Source organism: Ensifer sp. ENS06 (assembly GCF_014852205.1).
Classification (GTDB): Bacteria; Pseudomonadota; Alphaproteobacteria; order Rhizobiales; family Rhizobiaceae; genus Ensifer; species Ensifer adhaerens.
On the sequence record NZ_JACVBC010000001.1, the window covers coordinates 1,689,907 to 1,710,036 of the forward strand.

The following is a 20,130-nucleotide window of genomic DNA, read 5'->3' on the forward strand; positions in this document are numbered from 1 at the left end:
CTTCGTCCAGCGCTGGCCGAGAGCATCCTGCTTTCAGCGACACACGGAAGTGTCAGCTGATTGAGCCAGAACCGACTTCGTGGCTCAGTGAAACCCGCGGCGCGCTAAGCGATGTCGAGGAGGAGGGCGCGATGGTCGGAGACTTCGGGCTCTGCGACGACATCGAAGCGAGCGACGCTGACTGCACCGTTCGCCAGCATGTAATCGGCAAAGCGGCCGCTCTTTAGATAGTGCGATGTGCGCGTGTCCGTGTGGCCGCGGGTGACAACGAGGTCGACGAGCCCCAACTGGCCGAGCGTCTGAAACGTTTGGCTGTCTGGGAGCACATTGAAATCACCGCACACGACAAGCCGCTCGTCTCCGGGCCAGACCTGGTGGACGAGACCTACCAGCGCCTCCGCCTGCGCGCGGCGTGCCGGACTGTCGTTCTTGCCGCCGACCTCCCGCAGGCCGTGCATCTGTGCGATGGTGATGGGAGTGCCGGCGTCGTGATCGAACAGGCGAATGCAATGGGCGTTGCGCGCACGCGGATGCGGCCCCCAGCTGTTGGGCGAAAAACTGCCATGCACGAAACCGAGGGCCTGGCCGATGACGGAATAGCCCTGCCGAACGAATGTTGCCAGACCGAATTCCGATGCCACGGGCGTGTCTCCAGCAAAGAGCGTCCCTCGCGCGGTCGGGCAGAAGAATCCATCATGTCCCGGTAGTACGGCGGCGATCTCGTCGAAGAGGTTGGCGCGTTGCGGCAGTTCCACATCCGCATCGCGATAGCTCAGCCATTCGGCCTCGGTCGTCGGTGATCGCGCGATCTCCTGCAGGCACAGGACATCGGCGTCTACATCGGCGAGATATTTCATCAAGGGCGAATGGAGCTTGCCGCCCCAGGCATTGAGCGAAAGGATGCGCATGGTGTTCGGCTCTCTTGATCGGGAGAGGTGAAGCTAGCCGATTCTCCGGCGTCCTGCGCATTTCAGATGCGGTCTGTGGGATGGCAAACCCGGAGAGATCAGTTCGGCAACGCGGAACCAAAATCGTTGCCCTCTGGGCACGTGGCCGCCGCCGTCAGCGTTGACGGCGGTCAGCTCTGTCGCTGGATGCTTACGCTTTCGGCGCTTCCTGCTTGATCTCGCCCATACGGTTCCAGGCGTCGAGGCCGGCGATCTTGTAGGCCTCGGCCAGCGTCGGGTAGTTGAAGGTGTTTTCGACGAAGTACTCGACCGTGCCCTTGAGGTTCAGCACGGCCTGGCCGATATGCACTAGTTCTGTCGCGCCTTCGCCGATGATATGCACGCCGAGCAGGCGGCGGGTCTTCAGCGAGAAGATCATCTTCAACAGGCCGGAATCGAGCCCCATGATGTGGCCGCGCGAGGTCTCGCGGAAGCGGGCGATGCCGCATTCGTAGGGGATGCCGCGTTCCTTGACCTCTTCTTCCGAGAGACCGCAGGTGGAGATCTCAGGCACGGCGTAGATGCCGTAGGGGAAGTATTTCTGCGGCTCCATCGCGATCGCGCCGATGGCGACCCGGGCGGCGATGCGCCCCTGTTCCATCGAGGTTGAGGCGAGGCTCGGGAAGCCGACGACGTCGCCGGCGGCGTAGATGTTTGGGACGGAGGTCTGGAACGTCTCGGGATTGACCTTGAGGCGCCCTCGGTTGTCGGCTTCGAGCCCGGCTGCGGGCAGGTTCAGCGTATCGGTGGCGCCCATGCGGCCCGCGGCAAAGAGCACCATGTCGGTTGTGATCTTGCGGCCGTTGTCGAGCGTCAGCAGCACCTTACCATCGTCGAGCCGCTCCACCGTGTCGGCTTTCTGCCCGAGGTGCAGCTTCATGTTGCGGTCACGCAACTGGTAGATGAAGTCTTCGACGATTTCCTTGTCGATGAAATCGAGCATCGTCGTCTTCGGATCGATAACCGTCACCTGGGTGTCGAGCGCGCTGAAGATCGTCGCGTATTCGATGCCGACGACGCCGGCGCCGATCACCACCATGGAGCGCGGCAGGGTCTCGATATCGAGCAGTTCATCGCTGTCGAGCACAGTCTTGCCGTCGAACGGCATGTAATCCGGGCGGAAGGGCTTGGTACCGACGGCAAGCATGATGCTGGTGCCGGACACGAGCATGGTCTCGCCGTCGTCCTTGACGACTTCGAGCGTGGTCGGATTGACGAAGCTGGCTTTCCCGCGCATCTGCTGCACGCGATTGCGCGCGAACTGATGTTCGAGAACCTCGACTTCATGATTGAGGGTGATGATCAGCCGCTGCCGGAGGTCATCGGCGCTTATCTCCTGCTTGACGCGATAGGAGCGCCCGTAAAAGCCGCGCTCGCGCCAGCCCGAAAGATTGAGCGCCGTTTCGCGCAGCGTCTTGGAGGGAATCGTACCGGTGTGAACCGAAACGCCGCCAACGCGTTTTCCCTGTTCGATGACGAGGACCTTCTTGCCGAGCTTGGCTGCCTGGATGGCGCCGCGGCGGCCGGCAGGTCCGCTTCCGACAACGATGAGATCGAACTGGTTCATAGGCGTTTCCGTTAGAAGGTGGAATCGTTGTGCGTTGCGAAAACTCTCGCTCGCAAGCCTCTATACCGTCAATGGCACGGTTTGATGAAGTGGTTTTCATAGCCGAAACAGTCGGATGAGAATATATAAGGGAGTGCGCGTATGCTTGGCTTCGTTACGACATGCGGAGCCCGTCGGTGTCGTATTTGCCTGGGAGGCTGACGATGGGATTGGAGCTGACGAACAGGGCTTTGCCACAGTCTGGCGCTGAGGGCGTCATGCCGCATTCGCAGCCGCAGCCGGGCGTCGTAGCGGCCGCGGTCTACGAGAACGGCGTGCGCGTCCGCGATATCCGCATCGAAGACGCAGGCAAGTGGCGCGGCCGCCCGGGCACAGTGATCTGGATCGGCCTGCATGAGCCCGATGCGGAACTGTTGCGGCAGATCCAGCAGGAATTCGATCTGCATGACCTGGCGATCGAGGACGCCTGCAAGGCGCACCAGCGGCCGAAACTGGAGATCTATGGCGACTCGATCTTCGTCGTCGCCCGCACCGCGCATATGGTTGGCGACGAGATCGCCTTCGGCGAGACGCATCTGTTCGTTGGGCGCGGTTACGTCATCTCGGTCCGGCACGGCGCGTCGACCTCCTACATGGCCGTGCGCCAACGCTGCGAAGCATCTCCTGCAGCCTTGGCCCACGGCGAAAACTACATCCTCTATTCGATCCTCGATTTCATCGTCGACAACTACATGCCGGTGATCGAGGCGATCCACGAAGAGGTCGAGGAACTGGAAGACCGGCTGCTGCGCGAGCGGCTGGTCAAGGGCGACATCGAACGCCTCTATCTGCTGCGGCGCAATCTCTTGCGCCTGCGAAACGCGGTCGTGCCGCTGGTCGACGTCTGCCGACGGCATGAGCACATCGATCTACCGGGCATGGATGCAGCACTGCAGCCGCTCTTCCGCGACGTCACGGACCACGTGCGCCGCGTTCAGGAGGATATCGACGCTTTGCGTGAGGTTCTTGCCTTCACCTTCGAGGCGAGCCTGATGGTCGGTCAATCCGAGCAGACGGAAATCTCGCGCAAGCTCGCGTCCTGGGCCGCGATCCTCGCGGTGCCAACGGCGATCGCCGGCATTTACGGCATGAACTTCGACGACATGCCGGAACTGAAGTTCCGCTACGGCTACTTCGTCGTCCTTGCAGTGATCATCGGTCTTTGCGGCACGCTCTACCGGTTCTTCCGCCGCGCGAAATGGCTTTAGGCCGGAGCACCGACCGGCAGACCTTACCAATTCCCGAACTCGGAGGATGTGGTGGCAACCCTTCTGCAAACGCTCGGCGATCTGATCGGTACGAACTGGAAACACCGCGACGTACCCAAGCGGTACTCGCGCACCTTTGTGTGTCGCTGTGGCAGTCACGTGTTTTTCGGCAACATGTTTTGTAACAGCTGCCAGGCGCCACTCGGATATCTGCCAGGTGAAGATGCGCTGCTGCCGCTCGACCCCGGCCCACAGCCAGGTATCTGGGCCGCAGGCGGGGAACGGCCGTTGCTGAAGTATTGCGGCAACCGTGACACGCCGGCGCAGTGCAACTGGATGCTGATGGCCAGCGAACCGGGGGAACTTTGCATCGCCTGCCGGCTGAACCGGACAATTCCGAATCTCGATCGCGAGGACAATGCCCGTTACTGGGGTCTGCTTGAGGTGGCGAAGCGGCGGCTCGTGTCGCAGTTGCTGGCACTCGGCTTGCCCGTGAAGTCCAAGGTCGACGAGGACGAGAAACACGGTCTGATGTTCGATTTCCTGCGTTCGCCACCGAACGGGCCGCGCGTGCTGACCGGGCATGCCGACGGTTTGATTACGGTCAACATCGAGGAGGCGGATTCGGTCCAGCGCGAGAAGATGCGGCTCGAATTGTACGAGCCCTATCGGACGCTGCTGGGCCATCTTCGACATGAGGTCGGTCACTACTACTGGAACCGGCTCGTTTTCAACGGACCCTGGCTGGAGCCGTTTCGCACGCTGTTCGGCGATGAGCGGGCCGATTACGCGGCGGCATTGAAGGCGAACTATGAGAATGGCGCACCCCCAGACTGGGCCGATCGGTACATCAGTTCCTATGCTTCCACACATCCCTGGGAAGACTGGGCCGAAACTTGGGCGCATTACCTGCATATGATCGATAGCCTGGGCACGGCACTCGGCTTTGGGCTCGATGCAGAGGATCTTGAAGCGATTGTCGAGCCATTCGAGCGCGACGCCTTGTATGCGCCCGACGACACCGGCGCCGACGGGTTTCTGTCGCTGTTGAACTCCTGGATCGAAATGACGATGGTGCTTAACGAACTGGCGCGCAGCTTGGGCCAGCCGGACTTCTACCCCTTCGTAATGTCGAAACCGTCAGTGGCGAAACTGCAGTTCGTGCATATGGTCATCGAGGCTTCACGCTCGGCGGGGACGGAGTCTGTCGAAGCCGGCTTTTTGGGGTAAACGCCTTCGCCACTATTTGCGGCAGGGCGGCGTCACCACCGGGCTGCTACCTCCGCCGCGCGAAACGGCTGGGTGCCAGCGCGCTCAGAACAGCCGCAGCCCTTTCAGGCTCACGTGGCCGTCCTTGCCGATGATGATGTGGTCGTGCACGGCGATCCCCAGCGGTTTCGCCGTTTCGACGATCAGCTTCGTCATGTCGATATCGGCGCGCGACGGGGTCGGATCGCCGGATGGATGGTTGTGGACCAGGATGATCCCGGTGGCCGAGAGTTCCAGCGCGCGCTTGACCACTTCACGCGGGTAGACCGGCGTGTGGTCGATCGTACCTTTCTGCTGCACCTCGTCGGCAATCAGCGTGTTGCGCTTGTCGAGGAACAGGATGCGGAACTGTTCCTTCGTCTCGTAGGCCATCGCCGCGTGGCAATAGTCGACGACGGCGCTCCAGGACGAGAGAAGCTGCTTCTGGCGAAGTTCGCTCTTCAGCGTGCGGTGACCAATTGTGGAGATCAGCTTGAGGTCGAGGGCGACGGCCTCGCCGATACCGCTCACCTCCTGCAACAGCGCGATCGGGGCGCCGAAGACACCGGCGAGCGTGCCGAAGCGCGCGAGCAGAGCCTTGGCGATCGGCTTGGTATCCTTGCGTGGAATCAGCCGAAACAGCAGCATTTCCAGGATTTCGTAGTCGGCGAGTGCGGCATCGCCGCTTTCGCGGTAGCGCGCCCTGAGGCGATCGCGATGACCGTGATAGTGCGCCTCGGGTGCCGGCGCCTTCTTGGCGGCCGGCGAGTTATCTAACTGCAATTGCGGAAAAAACGTCCTCTCGTCCGCCGATGGCACAAAATCGCCGTCAGGGGAGATCGAGCGTTTCGTCATGCGGCGCCGAGCGTGCTGACGCCGGGCTTGAACAGGCCGGCGGGCGAAAGCGTGAAGATCTCGCAGCCATCGGCGGTGACCCCGACCGTGTGCTCGTATTGCGCCGACAGCGACCGGTCGCGGGTCACGGCGGTCCAGCCGTCCGAGAGCACCTTCACATGCGGGCGGCCGAGATTGATCATCGGCTCGATGGTGAAGATCATGCCCTCGCGCAGTTCCGGGCCTTCATTGGCGCGGCCGTAGTGCAGGATGTTCGGTGCGTCGTGGAAGAGCTTGCCGACGCCGTGGCCGCAGAAATCGCGCACGACGGAGCAGCGCTCCGCTTCGGCATAGACCTGGATCGCTTCACCGATGGCGCCGGTGCGGACGCCAGGGCGCACGGCGGCAATGCCGCGCATCAGGCTCTCGTGGGTGACGTCGAGCAGTCGCTCGGCCGCACGCTTGATCTCGCCGACCGGATACATCCGGCTCGAATCGCCATGCCAGCCATCGACGACGTAGGTGACGTCGATGTTGACGATATCGCCCTCGCGCAGCGGCTTGTCGTTCGGGATGCCGTGGCAGACGACGTGGTTGATCGAGGTGCAGGACGATTTCGTGTAGCCGCGATAGTTGAGCGTCGCCGGCAGCGCGCCATTGTCCATGCCGAACTCGAAGACGAACCGGTCGATCTCGTCGGTGGTGACGCCCGGCTGTACCCGCGAGACGAGCTCGTCCAGACAACGCGCAGTCACCTGGCAGGCCCTTCGCATGCCCTCGAAACCTTCCGGTCCATAGAGCCGGATTACGCCGGTGTTCTTGTAGGGCGCAGACCCTGCCTCGATGTAAGTCACCATTCCAAAGCTTTCAGTTGTTCCAGTCGGATTTCATAGAGCAGCGAGGGCCGCTTCGTCCACTGTCATCAATCCGGTTGGGTGGATTTGCGTTGGCGAAACCTGACATTTGACCGCATAGGCCTCAACCCCACGTGACATCGCGCGGTCGAATGCGCGCGCATAGGCGGGATCGAACTCGCGGCAGATCCTCAACCGGTCACAATCGTCGCGCTGCACGAGATAGATCATCACCGCGCGGTGACCGGCCTCAACCATATCACCGAGTTCGTCGAGATGTTTCGCCCCCCGCGTCGTCGGACTGTCAGGAAATTCGGAAAGACCGGGCGAGCGGCTGAAATGCACGTTCTTGACTTCGACATAGGCACGGCCGCGCTCGGGATCGCTGAGGAGAATGTCGATGCGCGAGTTGCGTCCGTATTTCTGCTCGCGTGCACTATGCTCATAGGTATGCAGGTCGGAAACGAGCCCCAACCGGATGGCTTCTTCCGCAAGCCGGTTGGGCAGGCCGGTGTTGATGCCGACCATGGTTCCGTCGGCTTCAACGATTTCCAGCATGTGGCGGTACTTCCGCGTCGGGCTGTCGTGTTCCGACATCCAGATGCGTGAACCGGGTGTCGTCAGCCCGCGCATCGATCCCGTATTGGGGCAGGATCCGGTCATGGCCGTGCCATCAGGCAACAGGGCATCGAAGAGAAAGCGCTTGTAGCGCTGCACAAGGATTGCGGTCGTCAGCGGAGGATCGAAGATCAAGGCAGGTCCTGCGAATGATTCAGGCGCGGGCGCGTACGTAGGAGCCCGGCGCTTCCTCGAGCGAGTTCAGCGGACCGCCCGGCTTGCGGGGCGCAACGCGTCGCTTGTCGAGTTTCTCGATCCATTGGTGCCAATGCGGCCACCAGGATCCCGGTGTTTCCTTGGCGGCCTTGAACCAATCGTCGAAGTCACCCGTGGGCGCGCCTCCGGTCCAGAACTGATACTTGCCCTTGTCCGGCGGATTGACGACGCCGGCAATGTGGCCCGAACCCGAGAGAACATAGGTGACCTTGCCGCCGAACGAAGCGCTGCCGAGAAATACAGAGCGCGGCGGGGCGATGTGGTCTTCCTTGGTCGCGAGATTGTAGATCGGGATCTTCACGTCGCCGAGCGATACCTGCTTGCCGGCAAGAACCATCTCGCCCTTCGAAAGCTTGTTATCGAGGTAGCAGTTGCGCAGATAGAAGGAATGGTTGGCGGCCGGCATCCGCGTCGAATCGGAGTTCCAGTAGAGCAGGTCGAAGGGCAGGGGTTCCTGGCCCTTGAGGTAGTTGTTGACGAAGTAGGGCCAGATCAACTCCGAGGCGCGCAGCATGTTGAAGGCGGTCGCCATCTTCGAGCCGTCGAGATAGCCGGTCACGCTCATGTTCTGTTCGATCTGGCTTATCTGGTCCTCGTCGACGAAGACCTTGAGGTCGCCAGCGTGAGTGAAATCGACCTGCGTCGTGAACAGTGTCGCCGAGCGGATGCGATCGTCGCCCTCGGCAGCATGCAATGCGAGCGTCGCGGCAAGCAGGGTGCCGCCGACGCAATAGCCGATGGCGTTGACTTCCCGCTCACCGGTGGCCTGCTCGACGATATCGAGCGCAAAGCCGATGCCTTCGCGGGCATAGGCTTCCCAGTCCTTGGTCGCGTGCCGTTCGTCCGGGTTCACCCAGGAGATGACGAAGACCGTGTGTCCCTGATCGACCGCCCATTTGATGAAGGATTTCTGCGGGTTGAGATCGAGCACGTAGAATTTGTTGATCCAGGGCGGGCAGATCAGCAACGGCCGCTTCAGCACGGTTTCCGTCGTCGCCTCATATTGCAGCACCTGGCAGACGTCGCTCTGGGCGATGACCTTGCCCGGCGTCATCGCGATATTCTCGCCGATCGCAAACTTGCTGGTGTCGGTTTGCCGGAGCTTGAGGTCGCCGCGACCGGCGGCGATGTCCTCGGCAAACATCTGCATGCCCTTGACCAGATTGGCGCCGCTTGAGGCAACCGTCTCGCGGTAGAGCTGCGGATTGGTGGTGACGAAGTTGGTCGGAGACAGCGCGCTCGAAACCTGGCGAACGTAGAAAGCAGCCTTGTGTTTCGTGTGGTCGTCGAGCCCCTCGGCGTCTTCGACCATGCGCTCGGCCCAGTCCGACGTTACGAAATAGGCCTGGCGAATGAAGTCGAAGAACGGGTTCTTCACCCAGTCCTCGTCGGTAAATCTCTTGTCGTTGCGCTGGAGGCCGGCCGGCTCCGCCGTCTCTTCGCCGGACATGCGGTGCAGCGTGCGCGACCAGATCTCGAAGAAGCTGCCCATCAAGTGAGTCTGCGCTTCGAGCGTGCGGCGCGGATCGGAAAGCCAGTACTCCGAGACCTTGGACAGCGTCTTGACCATGTCGGTGACGGGTTCGGCGAAGGTATCGGACTTCTGGCCCGATTCCCGCGGCGCCAGCCAGGCGGAAGCCGCTTTGCCAAGCTGTTCCATGGCGCGGGCGAGGTTGACTGCGAGGCTTTCCGGATCCTTGACGATATAAGGTTCGACGGATTTGGGATCGAAGCCTGCGTAGCCGTCCTTGCCTTCCGCATTCCTCTCTGCTGTCACCCGGCGTCCTCCACAGCATCTTGTTTGTTTTGTATTTTTACATTCTGCCCGAAAATGATTACAAGGGCTAGCGCATCGTCGCGCCATCAAAATAGAGGTCGTCTCCAGTATGCTTGCCGTCGGAAAACAGCGTTCCATCACCTGGGTTGCCGGGATCGTTCTGCTCGGCACGCTTGCAGGCTGCAACAGCCAGGGGACCAACTTCGAGAACTATCCGTCGGTTTACGGCCAGAAGCCGGCCGCAACGTCGCAGATGACCAACGATGAAGCGGCAAGCATGCAGGCGCGCCTGAGCTCTCTCGGCGCTGCACGCAAGTCCGGCGCGATCTCCGAAGCCGAGTATCAGCGTCGCCTGAAAGAAATGCGCGCGCTGGCCGAACAGCACGGCGCCGACACGCTGAAAGAGATCCAGAATTAGCGCTTGCCTTTCCGGTGATTTGGACGCAAAGCGTTCAATGGCCGCATGGACGGCCGTTCACCACAGCGCACGGTTTCGCAAAGGCTTGAGCCGCTGGCGGGAGCGTGCGCCAAACGAGGTTTGGAGATGGAAGAGTTTCACAAAGTCCGGCGTTTGCCGCCCTATGTTTTCGAACAGGTCAACCGTTTGAAAGCAAGCGCGCGAGCGGCCGGTGCTGACATCATCGACCTCGGCATGGGCAATCCGGATCTACCCACACCACAGTCGATTGTCGACAAGCTCTGCGAGGCCGTTCAGGACCCGCGCACGCATCGTTATTCGTCGTCGAAGGGCATTCCCGGGCTGCGTCGTGCCCAGGCCGCCTATTACGCCCGCCGCTTCGGCGTCAAGCTCAACCCGGATACCCAGGTCGTCGCTACCCTTGGCTCGAAGGAAGGCTTCGCCAACATGGCGCAGGCGATCACCGCACCTGGCGACGTCATTCTGTGCCCGAACCCCACCTATCCGATCCACGCCTTCGGCTTCCTGATGGCAGGCGGCGTCATCCGCTCGATCTCGGTCGAGCCGGACGAAACCTTCTTCGGGCCGCTGGAACGCGCAGTGCGCCACTCGATCCCCAAGCCACTGGCGCTGATCCTCAACTATCCGTCGAACCCGACGGCGCAGGTTGCGACGCTCGACTTCTATAAGGACGTGATCGCCTTTGCGAAAAAGCACGACATCATCGTGCTTTCGGACCTTGCCTATTCGGAGATCTACTTCAACGACGCGCCGCCGCCGTCGGTGCTGGAAGTTCCGGGCGCGATCGACTGCACGGTCGAGTTCACCTCGATGTCGAAGACCTTCTCGATGCCGGGCTGGCGCATGGGCTTTGCCGTCGGCAACGAGCGGCTGATCGCAGCACTGACACGCGTGAAATCCTACCTCGACTATGGCGCCTTCACGCCGATCCAGGTGGCCGCCACCCAGGCGCTGAACGGCGACGGCAGCGACATCGCCGAAGTGCGCAACATCTACAAGCGCCGCCGCGACGTGATGGTCGACAGCTTCGGCAAGGCCGGCTTCGAAGTACCGCCGCCGGCAGCGACGATGTTTGCCTGGGCAAAGATCCCGGAGAAGTTCCGTCATCTGGGCTCGCTCGAATTCTCGAAGCTCCTCGTCGAGAAGGCGGATGTCGCTGTGGCCCCGGGCATCGGCTTCGGCGAACAGGGCGACGACTACGTGCGCCTCGCTCTCGTCGAGAACGAGCACCGCATCCGCCAGGCGGCGCGCAACATCAAGAAGTTCCTGTCGACCGCCGACGAGACGATGCACAACGTCATCTCGCTCAACGCTCATAGGTAAGAAGTCGGGAGGCGTGCTTGACGCGCGCCTCCTTCCACACTGGCCCCGCTGTTCTCGCGGCGCGCCCTCTACATGTTAGGAAATGGCTATGGCAGATGCCCTCAAAATCGGCATTGCGGGCTTGGGTACCGTCGGTGCCTCGCTCGTGCGAATCCTCCAGGATCGTCACGAGATGCTTGCGACAACGTGCGGACGGGCAATCGAGACCACGGCCGTAACGGCGCGCGACCGCAACAGGGACCGCGGCGTCGATCTTTCGAAGACCGCCTGGTTCGACGATGCCATTTCGCTTGCGCGTGACGCCGATATCGACGTTTTCGTCGAACTGATGGGCGGTGCCGGCGATCCGGCCTATTCGGCCGTCAAGGCGGCGCTGCAGCGCGGCATTCATGTGGTGACCGCCAACAAGGCGCTGCTGGCTGCCCATGGCATCGAACTTGCCAAGATCGCCGAGGAGAAGGGCGCGCTGCTCAACTACGAAGCGGCTGTTGCCGGCGGGATCCCCGTCATCAAGGCGCTGCGCGAATCCATGACCGGCAATACGATCTCGCGCGTCTATGGGATCATGAACGGCACCTGCAACTACATCCTGACGAAGATGGAGAAGGAACAGCTTTCCTTCGAAGCCTGCCTCAAGGAGGCGCAGCGCCTCGGCTATGCCGAAGCCGATCCGGCCTTCGACATTGAGGGCAACGACACGGCGCACAAGCTGTCGATCCTGACGAGCCTTGCATTCGGTACGGCGATCGCTGCCGACGACATCTACCTCGAAGGCATCACCAATATCTCGATCGACGACATTCATGCAGCCGCCGATCTCGGTTACCGCATCAAGCTCCTCGGTGTCGCCCAGCGCACCGAAAGCGGCATCGAGCAGCGCGTCCATCCGACGATGGTGCCTTACGATTCCGTCATCGCCCAGGTCGATGGCGTGACCAATGCCGTTGCGATCGAATCCGACATTCTCGGCGAGCTCCTGATGGTCGGCCCGGGTGCCGGCGGCAACGCGACGGCGTCGGCCGTGCTCGGCGATATCGCCGACATTGCCAAGAGCCGCCCGGGCGCCCAGCACGTTCCGGCCTTCGGCCGTCCGACCAATGCGCTGCTGCCCTATAAGCGCGCGCAGATCCAGAGCCACGAGGGCGGCTACTTCATCCGCCTGAAGGTCGTTGACCGCACCGGCGTCTTCGCCAGCATCGCGACCCGCATGGCCGACAACGGCATCTCGCTGGAATCGATCATGCAGCATTCGAAGCATCTGATGGACACGGGCGAGCCGCAGACGATCATCTTGGTCACGCACGCGACATCGGAGCACTCCGTTCGCGATGCGATCAAGGCGATCAAGGGCGAGGGCTACCTCGTCGGCGAGCCGCAGGTCATTCGCATCGAACGCCCGAAGGCAAACTGACGGCGAACGACCTCGGGCCGTTCGGCATGACGGTGCGCAGTGCCGTTTGTGGCCAACAAATTAGAAGCCTCGCCGCGCAAGCAAGCCGGCGAGGCTTCTTTTTTGGGAATTGGGCGCCTGCGGCGGCCCAACCCCCTACGAAACGTGGATCTCTGTGTATGCCGTTCCAAAAACGGTCACGATTTCCAGGGTTATGCGCTAAGAGGAATGAAGCGCCAAGCGGATGGACGAGCATGGAAGAATTGGTGGATCCGGTACAGCGGGCCTTTCTGAATGTCGAGCAGTCGGTCAGCGGCCAGCGATGGGTGTCGCGCCTCGACCAGGCGGGCCAGAACCGCGCGCTCGCCATTAGCCAGGTTCACGGCTACTCCGATCTGCTCGGTCGCGTCCTTGCCGGCCGCGGCGTCGTACTCGACGATGCCGCAAGCTTCCTTGATCCGACGCTTCGCTCGCTTATGCCGGACCCGGACACGCTTACCGATTGCCGCAAGGCTGCAGAGCGTCTGGCGGCCGCCATCAAGCGCCGTGAAAAGACGGTGATCTTCGGTGACTATGACGTCGACGGTGCCGCGTCTTCGGCTTTGATGGCGCGTTTCCTGCGCCATTTCGGCGTCGACGCGGAAATCTACATTCCCGATCGGATCTTCGAGGGCTATGGCCCGAACCCGACGGCAATCGAGCAGCTGATCGACAAGGGCGCCGATCTCATCGTCACCGTCGACTGCGGCTCGACCAGCCATGAGGCGCTCGCCGTTGCCGATAAACGCGGCGTCGATGTCGTCGTCATCGACCACCATCAGGTCGGCTCGGCGCTGCCGCCCTGCCATGCGCTCGTCAACCCGAACCGCGAAGACGATCTCTCGGGGCAGGGGCATCTTTGCGCCGCCGGCGTCGTTTATCTGGTTCTGGTCAATACCTTGCGCGTTTTGCGCAACGCCGGCGACAGCCGCGTTTCTTCGTTCGACCTGCTGGCCCAACTCGATCTGGTGGCTCTGGCGACCGTCTGTGACGTGGTGCCGCTCAAAGGGCTCAACCGCGCCTACGTCGTCAAGGGACTGATCGCGGCGCGTCACATGGGCAATGTCGGGCTTTCGGCACTGCTGCGGAAAGCTGCGATCGGCGGTCCCGTCACGCCCTATCACCTGGGCTTTCTCGTCGGCCCGAGAATCAATGCCGGCGGACGCATTGGCGATGCGGCGCTCGGCAGCCGCCTGCTGGCGATGGAGGATGCGGCCGAGGCGGAGAAGATCGCCGCGCAGCTCGATGAGCTCAACCGCGAGCGGCAGGCGATGGAAGCCGTCATGTTGGCCGAGGCGGAAGCTGAGGTTCTGGCCGAATACGGCACGGGCGAGGGCGCTTCGGTGATCGTTACCGCGCGCGAAAACTGGCACCCGGGCATCGTCGGACTGCTCGCCGCCCGCATCAAGGAAAAATTCCGCCGACCGACTTTTGCCATCGCTTTCGACCCGAACGGCCGCGGCACCGGCTCCGGCCGCTCGATCAACGGTTTCGACATGGGCAAGATGGTTCGGGCCGCCGTCGATGGTGGCCTGCTAGTAAAGGGTGGCGGCCATGCCATGGCTGCCGGTCTCACCGTCGAACGCGCGAAGCTCGGCAAGCTCAGGCAGTTTTTCGAGGGACGTGCGGAAGCGGCGGTGCGCGAACTCGTCGCCATCCAGACGCTCAAGGTCGACGGCGCGCTTGCAGCCTCCGGCGCGACCCTGGAACTCATCGATCTCCTGGAGCAGGCCGGCCCCTACGGCTCGGCCCACCCGCAGCCGGTCTTCGCCTTCCCGCAGCATCGCCTGCGCGACAGCAGGCAGGTCGGCGCCAACCACATCAAGGTGACGCTGGAGGGGCAGGACGGCAGCCGCCTTGACGGTATTGCTTTCCGGGCGACCGAGACACCGCTCGGCGACTTCCTGCTGTCGAGCCGCGGAACATCCATCCACGTCGCGGGATCGGTGTCCGCCGATCTGTGGCAGGGCCAGCGACGGGTACAGCTGCGCGTCACGGACGCGGCAAAGGCGCTGTAGCACCCGTCGCGAAGTGTGCTGACAGATACTTCGCTGGGCCGTGTTATGGCTGACCGTACCGCACACGCTTCAAAACATCTCGAGGATGCACAGCAAGGATGGTGTTGAAGAACGTCGTTTCGACGATGGTGTCGCCATCGGCTCGCAGGCGAAAATGCACGCTCTTGTTGCCGCCACAGTTCGTTGCGTCGATCATCGCGATAACTCTTTCGACCTCGTCGGGCGTCTTTTCGTCCAGCCTGACAAGTGCAGGATAAAGGGGGGCGCAACTTGCACCGCCGTCGCGAACAAGTTCTCCTTGTCGATCGAAGAGATAGCTGAGGCGTGCGAACTCTCCCTTGTGCGAGCCGCGATGGGCGCTGCCCCACATGGCACTTAGGTACTGAGCCACAGCGCTCAAAGATCCGAGATCATTGAACGGTCGCAAGGCTTCAACATTGTAAACCACGGAGTAGAGGCGACTGCCGCTGAGTGGTGAATTCAGTGTGAGCGAGTAGGTACGACGGAAACCCTGCTGCTGGTCCAGTCGGGTAATGTGTATGCGCTGCAGATAGGGTGCTTTGGCATAAGCTGGGAGCTTCGGGTCTTTGCGATTGTTCAGGCTTCGCGTCGTTTCGGAGCGTTCCCAGTCTTTGAAATCCCGCGCGAGCAACGTTTCTAACTCTTCAATTGGCATCCCCAGCTTGAACACCGGACTCGGTACCAAGTCTGCAGGCGTCAGCGTCTGCTCGCCAGAAATCACGTTGGAACGAGCGGCCGCAGGCGATCCGGGATAGGCGAAATTATGATTGCGGCGAGCCCCGCAGCAATGACGCGAAACGAAAATAGATTCCCCTGTTTCGAAAGATTGTTGGTGCCGTCGCCTACTTGTGACCGACTCGGGGTGGCTAGGGCGCTGCAGGACCTTACAAATCCGCGGTTGCCGGTCAAATGGCACGAGGGACTAGGTGCAAGCGTAGCCGTCCACGCGTTCGCCGCCGTCGGGAGAATTTTCCGAGCCGGCCTTGGCACGCCCAACGGGACTCGAACCCGTGTTACCGCCGTGAGAGGGCGGCGTCCTGACCGCTAGACGATGGGCGCCTTTAGGCTCGCTTCGCGCTGACAATTGCGGCGCATGCCGCATACTAAGCCTTTTCCGCGAAATCGACGATAGGCTTTCTCTGACGCCGGGTAGGGCGCTTGAAACGGGACCGTTCGGTCACGCGCCCAAACTGGCGGTGTTGATAAAGCTTGGAATGTCGGGGAGAAGATCAACACAGTGGCACGCCCTAGGGGAGTCGAACCCCTCTTCCCAGAATGAAAATCTGGTGTCCTAACCGATAGACGAAGGGCGCACTCGCTGTGTGGGCGCCTTATAGCCAGCGACTCTGAATAGAGCAAGCGCCAATCTCAGGAATGTTGTGATTTTCCTGTTCAAAATACCAGGAAAGATTCATGGCGGCACGAGGCGGAAATTTAGGTGTCGAAACGCGCGGTAAATCGCTGTTCCAACAACAGAAAATCGATTTTCATTTGGGGAGAAGATCAACACAGTGGCACGCCCTAGGGGAGTCGAACCCCTCTTCCCAGAATGAAAATCTGGTGTCCTAACCGATAGACGAAGGGCGCACTCGCTGTGTGGGCGCCTTATAGCCAGCGACTCTGGATACCGCAAGCGCCAATCTCAGTTTTTTTCGTGCTTTCCCTGTTAAAATCGGTGAGAAAAATTCGGCGGCCGAAGAGCAGGAATCGGAGATGCGTGCGACGCAGCGAGTTGCTGCTTCAGATGCTGGAAACGTCGATTTTTCGGGAGAAGGAGATCAACACAGTGGCACGCCCTAGGGGAGTCGAACCCCTCTTCCCAGAATGAAAATCTGGTGTCCTAACCGATAGACGAAGGGCGCACTCGCTGTGTGGGCGCCTTATAGCCAGAGGATTTCAGAACCGCAAGCGGCAATTTTCATATTTCTGTAAAAATTCCACAGGCCGGAAGCAAAGGAGGCTTCTCGTCGAATCCTCCATGGAAACAAATGCTTGCCTTCAGCCCTTGGCGCGCCGGCAGCGCCAGTTCCAGTCCCGCTGTGCGCCGATATCGATATGGACCGACTCCGTGTGGCAATAGGTGCCGACGCCGCCGCGGCCGGGGACGCTACGCAGGAATTCGGCGAGATCCCACTTGCTGACGCCCTGAACCTGAATGTCAGCCGCCTCGCAGCGTGTATGCAGCGATTGCTTGGCGCGGTTGACCTTGATCGGCCTGAGGCCCGAGGTCACCATGACCTGCTTGCCGTAATGCGTTTCCACCTTCTTCAGCATCTGCATGAGCTCGGGCTTGAAACAGCCGGCATCGACTTTCTCGGTCTGCAGAATGAGCCCGCTCGGCGCCAGTCGAGCGAGCCCCGAGAGCGAGGCGACCTGAACCGGTGCGCCGTCGTCGTCATCGCCGAGGTGCTCTTCGTGCTCGTAGTTGTAGAGCGAGTTCAGTTTGACGCCCGGAAGCGTGTAGGCGAGGGAGGCCGTTTGCGGCTGGCTCGCATTGCTGGTGGTAATCGTCTTCTTTTCCGCCGGCGGAGCCGAGCGAAGTGCCGCCTGCTGCGGCTTCTCCTTGCGCTTGCCGGCAAAAAGGGCCGCGAGCGTCCAGGTTTTGGACGTGTCCTTGTTATCGTCTGCTGGCGTGGCTTCTGGTGCTGCCTGCTGCGCGGCGGCGACCTCGGTCGCTGCTGGTGTGGCGTCGGCATTGGCCACCGCCTGTGGCGTCGAAGAGGTCTGGCCGCTGGCGGCAGCCTCGGCGCTCAGCGGCGCCGGAACGGCAACAGGAAGGGTGGCGTCCTGCGCGGGAGAGGGAGCATAGGCGGCGACAGCGGCGTCCGTCACGACGTCGTTGGCCGTGTTGGCGGCCCCCTGTTGCGGCGCTATTACCGGCAGCGGCTGTCGCTGGGTGCCGCTGAAAAGACTGTTGTTGGTTGCGTTCATGCCGGGCTGGCCGGCGGGGAGCGGAACAGTTCCCGTCGTCTGCGGCTGGACGGTCGTCGTTGCCTGTGCGGCAGGTGCCTGGCCATAGATGCTTGAGGAGGCGGCGCGCAGGCCGGTGCCCTGCATCGTCAGCGATTGCGGCTGTCCGCCATCGTGGGGAACTGTGGCATTGCCGGCTGCCTGTTGCGCCTGCGGATTGCTGCCGAGCGCGACCACCTGTCCATCCTGGACTGTGGCTTCCGATTCGGCGGTTTGCACAGGGGCTGCCTGCCCCTCGGCCTTCAGCGCGGTCGCGGCATCGTTTTCGCCGACCGCCGACATGCAGCCGCTCAAGGCCAGCAGCGATACGGATAACGCTGCCGCCCGCGCTATGGTGACGAGCACCGCGCCCTTCGTGTCCGGATGTTGCAACGTCCTATCCCCGCTCTCCGTGCATGACCGACGAAGCCTCGCCTTGTCATGCATTAAGTCTCAGTTCCGAAACATCGCTCAGAACAAACAAGCTCATGCTTCTCGCGGCGATCGGAATGAGCGCCACGGGAAAAGATCAGGCCAAGTACAAAAGGGGGTCGCCGCCACGAGACATCGCGGATAGGACCCGGCATCAACGTTTCGCGCGAAAAAGTACTCAACGATACGCGATTTGTAAACCGGCGCTAACCTTGAGCCCGCATGTTTCCAACATGCAAAGGCCCGGATAGACCGGGCCCTGGATCATTCATAGCTGCTGCTGATCGACGGCTCGGCCATGCCCGCCGGATTTCACCGACAGCACGGGGCCATCTTCGTTCGCGAGAATTGTGCGGAGCTTACCAGACGCCCGTATTGGCCATCGACGCCCAAGGTTCCTGCGGCGGCCGGTTTTCGCCTTTCTGCAGGATCTCGATCGAAATGCCGTCGGGAGAGCGCACGAACGCCATGTGGCCGTCGCGCGGCGGCCGGTTGATGGTCACGCCGTTCTCCATCAGGTGCTGGCAGAAACCGTAGATGTCGTCGACTTCGTAGGCGAGGTGCCCGAAGTTACGCCCGCCCGTATAATCTTCCGTATCCCAGTTGTAGGTGAGCTCGAGGCAGGGAGAGAGTTCGCCGCGGGCGCGATCGATGTCGCCGGGAGCGGCCAGAAACACCAGCGTGAACCGGCCCTTTTCATTTTCGTAGCGGCGGATCTCCGTCAGGCCGAAAATCTTGCCGTAGAAGTTCAAGGCCTCGTCCAGATTCTTGACGCGAACCATCGTGTGCAGATAGCGCATTGCAATGTCCCTGTTTTGCAGAAGATGGCGTATACTGGTCCGTCAGCAAGCCAGAGGCAAGGCTGCGTCCCCATATTAGTTCTCGGCCAAAATATGCCGAGGGTCTTGCGTATCCGCGGCGGGACGATGTTATTCTGGTCAATAAGAATCAGTTAACCGTATCGGTAGTCGCGCGTAAACGAGGGGCTGGGAGAGAATGGCGGATAGGACATCTTCAAAAGACGTCATGCATGGTGACGACTTTGGCAGCGACGCTCTCGACCTCATCGAAATCACCGGCGTGATCAAGTGGTTCGACGTCGCCAAGGGCTTCGGCTTCATCGTTCCCGACAACGGCATGCAGGATGTGCTGGTGCACGTGACCTGCCTGCGCCGCGACGGCTACCAGACGGTTCTTGAGGGTGCGCGGGTCGTTGCTCTCATCCAGAAGCGGGACCGCGGTTACCAGGCGTTCCGTATCCTATCGATGGACCAATCCACGGCGGTGCATCCGTCGCAGCTGCCGCCGGTCCGAACCCACGTGCAGGTAACGCCGACCAGCGGCCTTGAGCGCGTTCTCGTCAAGTGGTTTAACCGCACCAAGGGCTTCGGCTTCCTGACCCGCGGCGAGGGAACCGAAGATATCTTCGTCCATATGGAAACGCTCAGGCGTTTCGGCCTGACGGAACTGCGGCCAGGCCAGGTGGTGCTCGTCCGGTTCGGCGATGGCGAAAAGGGCCTGATGGCCGCTGAGATACATCCGGATGGACCGTCGCCGACGAGCCGGGCGCACTGATGGTCGCGGCTCGAAACCTTGTCGGAAAAAGCGCCTTCCTGGCGCTTTTTTTGTTGCTTGCCCTGACGGTATCGTCTTTCGCCGACGTTCAGTTCACAACGGACAAGATGCGCCTGGTCACCGCGGACAAGGCTGTGCACGAACTGACGGTCGAACTGGCCCTCGATCCGGCCCAGCGTGAGCAGGGCCTGATGTTTCGTACCTCCATGGCGCCGGATCACGGCATGCTGTTCGATTTTGGCGAGACACGCCGCGTGATGATGTGGATGAAGAACACCCATTTGTCGCTCGATATGCTGTTCATCGACAACAAGGGCGTTGTGCGCACGATCCATGAAGGCGCCGTGCCTTTTTCGGAAGCGATCATTGATTCGAAAGAACCGGTGGCTTTCGTGCTTGAGCTCAATGCCGGCGCGGTCAAGCGGCTGAATATCCGGCCCGGAGACCGGCTGGAAGGTGCCCGCATGCCGTCTTCGAAGCCGTAGACGCCGGGGCCACTTCGCGGTCCGCCTTGTCCTTGCCCGATCATTTCCTAAATTATGTGTCTGAACCCCACGGGTTTCATGGTTGAGATCATGGAGCCTTTCGGGCAGACTGCGCGTTAACGAGTTGCTAATATTCTTCTGGCGACAACAG

At 61.5% G+C, this 20,130-nt stretch carries 17 protein-coding genes and 4 tRNA genes; 8 read left to right on the top strand and 13 right to left on the bottom strand.

All coding sequences use genetic code 11. The features are described 5' to 3' along the window. Positions 1-104: 104 nt before the first annotated feature. Positions 105-908: an endonuclease/exonuclease/phosphatase family protein gene (locus tag IB279_RS08375; protein ID WP_060607525.1), complete on the bottom strand. Its 804-nt coding sequence runs from the start codon at positions 906-908 to the stop codon at positions 105-107. A 190-nt stretch (positions 909-1,098) separates the two neighbouring features. Then, positions 1,099-2,514, bottom strand: a complete 1,416-nt coding sequence (sthA, locus tag IB279_RS08380; protein WP_034796590.1) for a Si-specific NAD(P)(+) transhydrogenase — start codon at positions 2,512-2,514, stop codon at positions 1,099-1,101. A gap of 257 nt (positions 2,515-2,771) precedes the next feature. On the opposite strand from sthA, the gene IB279_RS08385 reads away from it, so the two are divergent. Continuing rightward, positions 2,772-3,761 (top strand): magnesium and cobalt transport protein CorA, encoded by a 990-nt coding sequence (locus IB279_RS08385; protein ID WP_244546742.1) that lies wholly within the window; start codon positions 2,772-2,774, stop codon positions 3,759-3,761. Between the two features lie 51 nt (positions 3,762-3,812). Next, complete coding sequence (locus tag IB279_RS08390; RefSeq protein WP_192339141.1) at positions 3,813-4,991, top strand: putative zinc-binding metallopeptidase; 1,179 nt, start codon at positions 3,813-3,815, stop codon at positions 4,989-4,991. Positions 4,992-5,075: 84 nt separating this feature from the next. On the opposite strand, the gene radC is transcribed toward IB279_RS08390, so the two are convergent. From radC to phaC, 4 genes are read right to left on the bottom strand one after another with little or no spacing between them, the layout of a single operon-like run. Continuing rightward, the gene (radC, locus tag IB279_RS08395; protein WP_113186987.1) at positions 5,076-5,864 is read right to left on the bottom strand and encodes a DNA repair protein RadC; all 789 of its coding nucleotides are present in this window, start codon (positions 5,862-5,864) and stop codon (positions 5,076-5,078) included. Then, on the bottom strand, positions 5,861-6,700 hold the full coding sequence (map, locus tag IB279_RS08400) for a type I methionyl aminopeptidase (protein WP_113186988.1): 840 nt from the start codon (positions 6,698-6,700) through the stop codon (positions 5,861-5,863). The genes radC and map overlap by 4 nt, the downstream gene beginning before the upstream one ends. A gap of 30 nt (positions 6,701-6,730) precedes the next feature. Then, positions 6,731-7,450 carry a DNA/RNA nuclease SfsA gene (gene sfsA / locus IB279_RS08405; protein WP_113186989.1) on the bottom strand — a complete coding sequence of 240 codons (720 nt, stop codon included), beginning with the start codon at positions 7,448-7,450 and terminating at the stop codon, positions 6,731-6,733. Positions 7,451-7,469: 19 nt separating this feature from the next. Beyond that, positions 7,470-9,308 (bottom strand): poly(3-hydroxyalkanoate) polymerase subunit PhaC, encoded by a 1,839-nt coding sequence (gene phaC / locus IB279_RS08410; protein WP_060517017.1) that lies wholly within the window; start codon positions 9,306-9,308, stop codon positions 7,470-7,472. Positions 9,309-9,417: 109 nt separating this feature from the next. Between phaC and IB279_RS08415 the strand changes: the two genes are divergently transcribed. From IB279_RS08415 to recJ, 4 genes are all read left to right on the top strand, one after another. Beyond that, positions 9,418-9,726, top strand: coding sequence for a hypothetical protein (locus IB279_RS08415; protein ID WP_060583200.1), 309 nt, complete (start codon positions 9,418-9,420; stop codon positions 9,724-9,726). A gap of 126 nt (positions 9,727-9,852) precedes the next feature. Further along, positions 9,853-11,070: an LL-diaminopimelate aminotransferase gene (locus IB279_RS08420; protein WP_034796568.1), complete on the top strand. Its 1,218-nt coding sequence runs from the start codon at positions 9,853-9,855 to the stop codon at positions 11,068-11,070. Between the two features lie 88 nt (positions 11,071-11,158). Continuing rightward, on the top strand, positions 11,159-12,481 hold the full coding sequence (locus tag IB279_RS08425; protein ID WP_034796566.1) for a homoserine dehydrogenase: 1,323 nt from the start codon (positions 11,159-11,161) through the stop codon (positions 12,479-12,481). 233 nt (positions 12,482-12,714) lie between these two features. Beyond that, complete coding sequence (gene recJ / locus IB279_RS08430) at positions 12,715-14,517, top strand: single-stranded-DNA-specific exonuclease RecJ (protein ID WP_060583201.1); 1,803 nt, start codon at positions 12,715-12,717, stop codon at positions 14,515-14,517. Positions 14,518-14,560: 43 nt separating this feature from the next. Here the strand turns inward: recJ and IB279_RS08435 are convergent, their stop codons facing one another. The 7 genes from IB279_RS08435 to IB279_RS08465 all read right to left on the bottom strand — a co-directional run bounded on the left by IB279_RS08435 (position 14,561) and on the right by IB279_RS08465 (position 18,719). Continuing rightward, complete coding sequence (locus tag IB279_RS08435; protein ID WP_162741101.1) at positions 14,561-15,208, bottom strand: hypothetical protein; 648 nt, start codon at positions 15,206-15,208, stop codon at positions 14,561-14,563. 314 nt (positions 15,209-15,522) lie between these two features. Next, positions 15,523-15,597: transfer RNA gene (locus tag IB279_RS08440), tRNA-Glu, on the bottom strand. Between the two features lie 179 nt (positions 15,598-15,776). Further along, positions 15,777-15,851, bottom strand: a tRNA-Glu gene (locus IB279_RS08445). Positions 15,852-16,050: 199 nt separating this feature from the next. Further along, positions 16,051-16,125, bottom strand: a tRNA-Glu gene (locus tag IB279_RS08450). 200 nt (positions 16,126-16,325) lie between these two features. Next, a tRNA-Glu gene (locus IB279_RS08455) sits at positions 16,326-16,400 on the bottom strand. 136 nt (positions 16,401-16,536) lie between these two features. Then, positions 16,537-17,880, bottom strand: coding sequence for a YcbK family protein (locus IB279_RS08460; protein WP_192339142.1), 1,344 nt, complete (start codon positions 17,878-17,880; stop codon positions 16,537-16,539). Between the two features lie 398 nt (positions 17,881-18,278). Beyond that, a complete protein-coding gene (locus IB279_RS08465; protein WP_034790901.1) occupies positions 18,279-18,719 on the bottom strand; it encodes a VOC family protein in 441 nt (146 codons plus the stop codon). Between the two features lie 196 nt (positions 18,720-18,915). Here IB279_RS08465 and IB279_RS08470 point away from each other — a divergent pair, with 196 nt between their 5' ends. Beyond that, entirely contained in the window at positions 18,916-19,494 is a 579-nt protein-coding gene (locus IB279_RS08470) for a cold-shock protein (RefSeq protein ID WP_034790903.1), read from the top strand. Beyond that, complete coding sequence (locus tag IB279_RS08475; RefSeq protein WP_034790906.1) at positions 19,494-19,979, top strand: DUF192 domain-containing protein; 486 nt, start codon at positions 19,494-19,496, stop codon at positions 19,977-19,979. Before IB279_RS08470 ends, IB279_RS08475 begins: the two co-directional genes overlap by 1 nt. Positions 19,980-20,130: the final 151 nt, after the last annotated feature.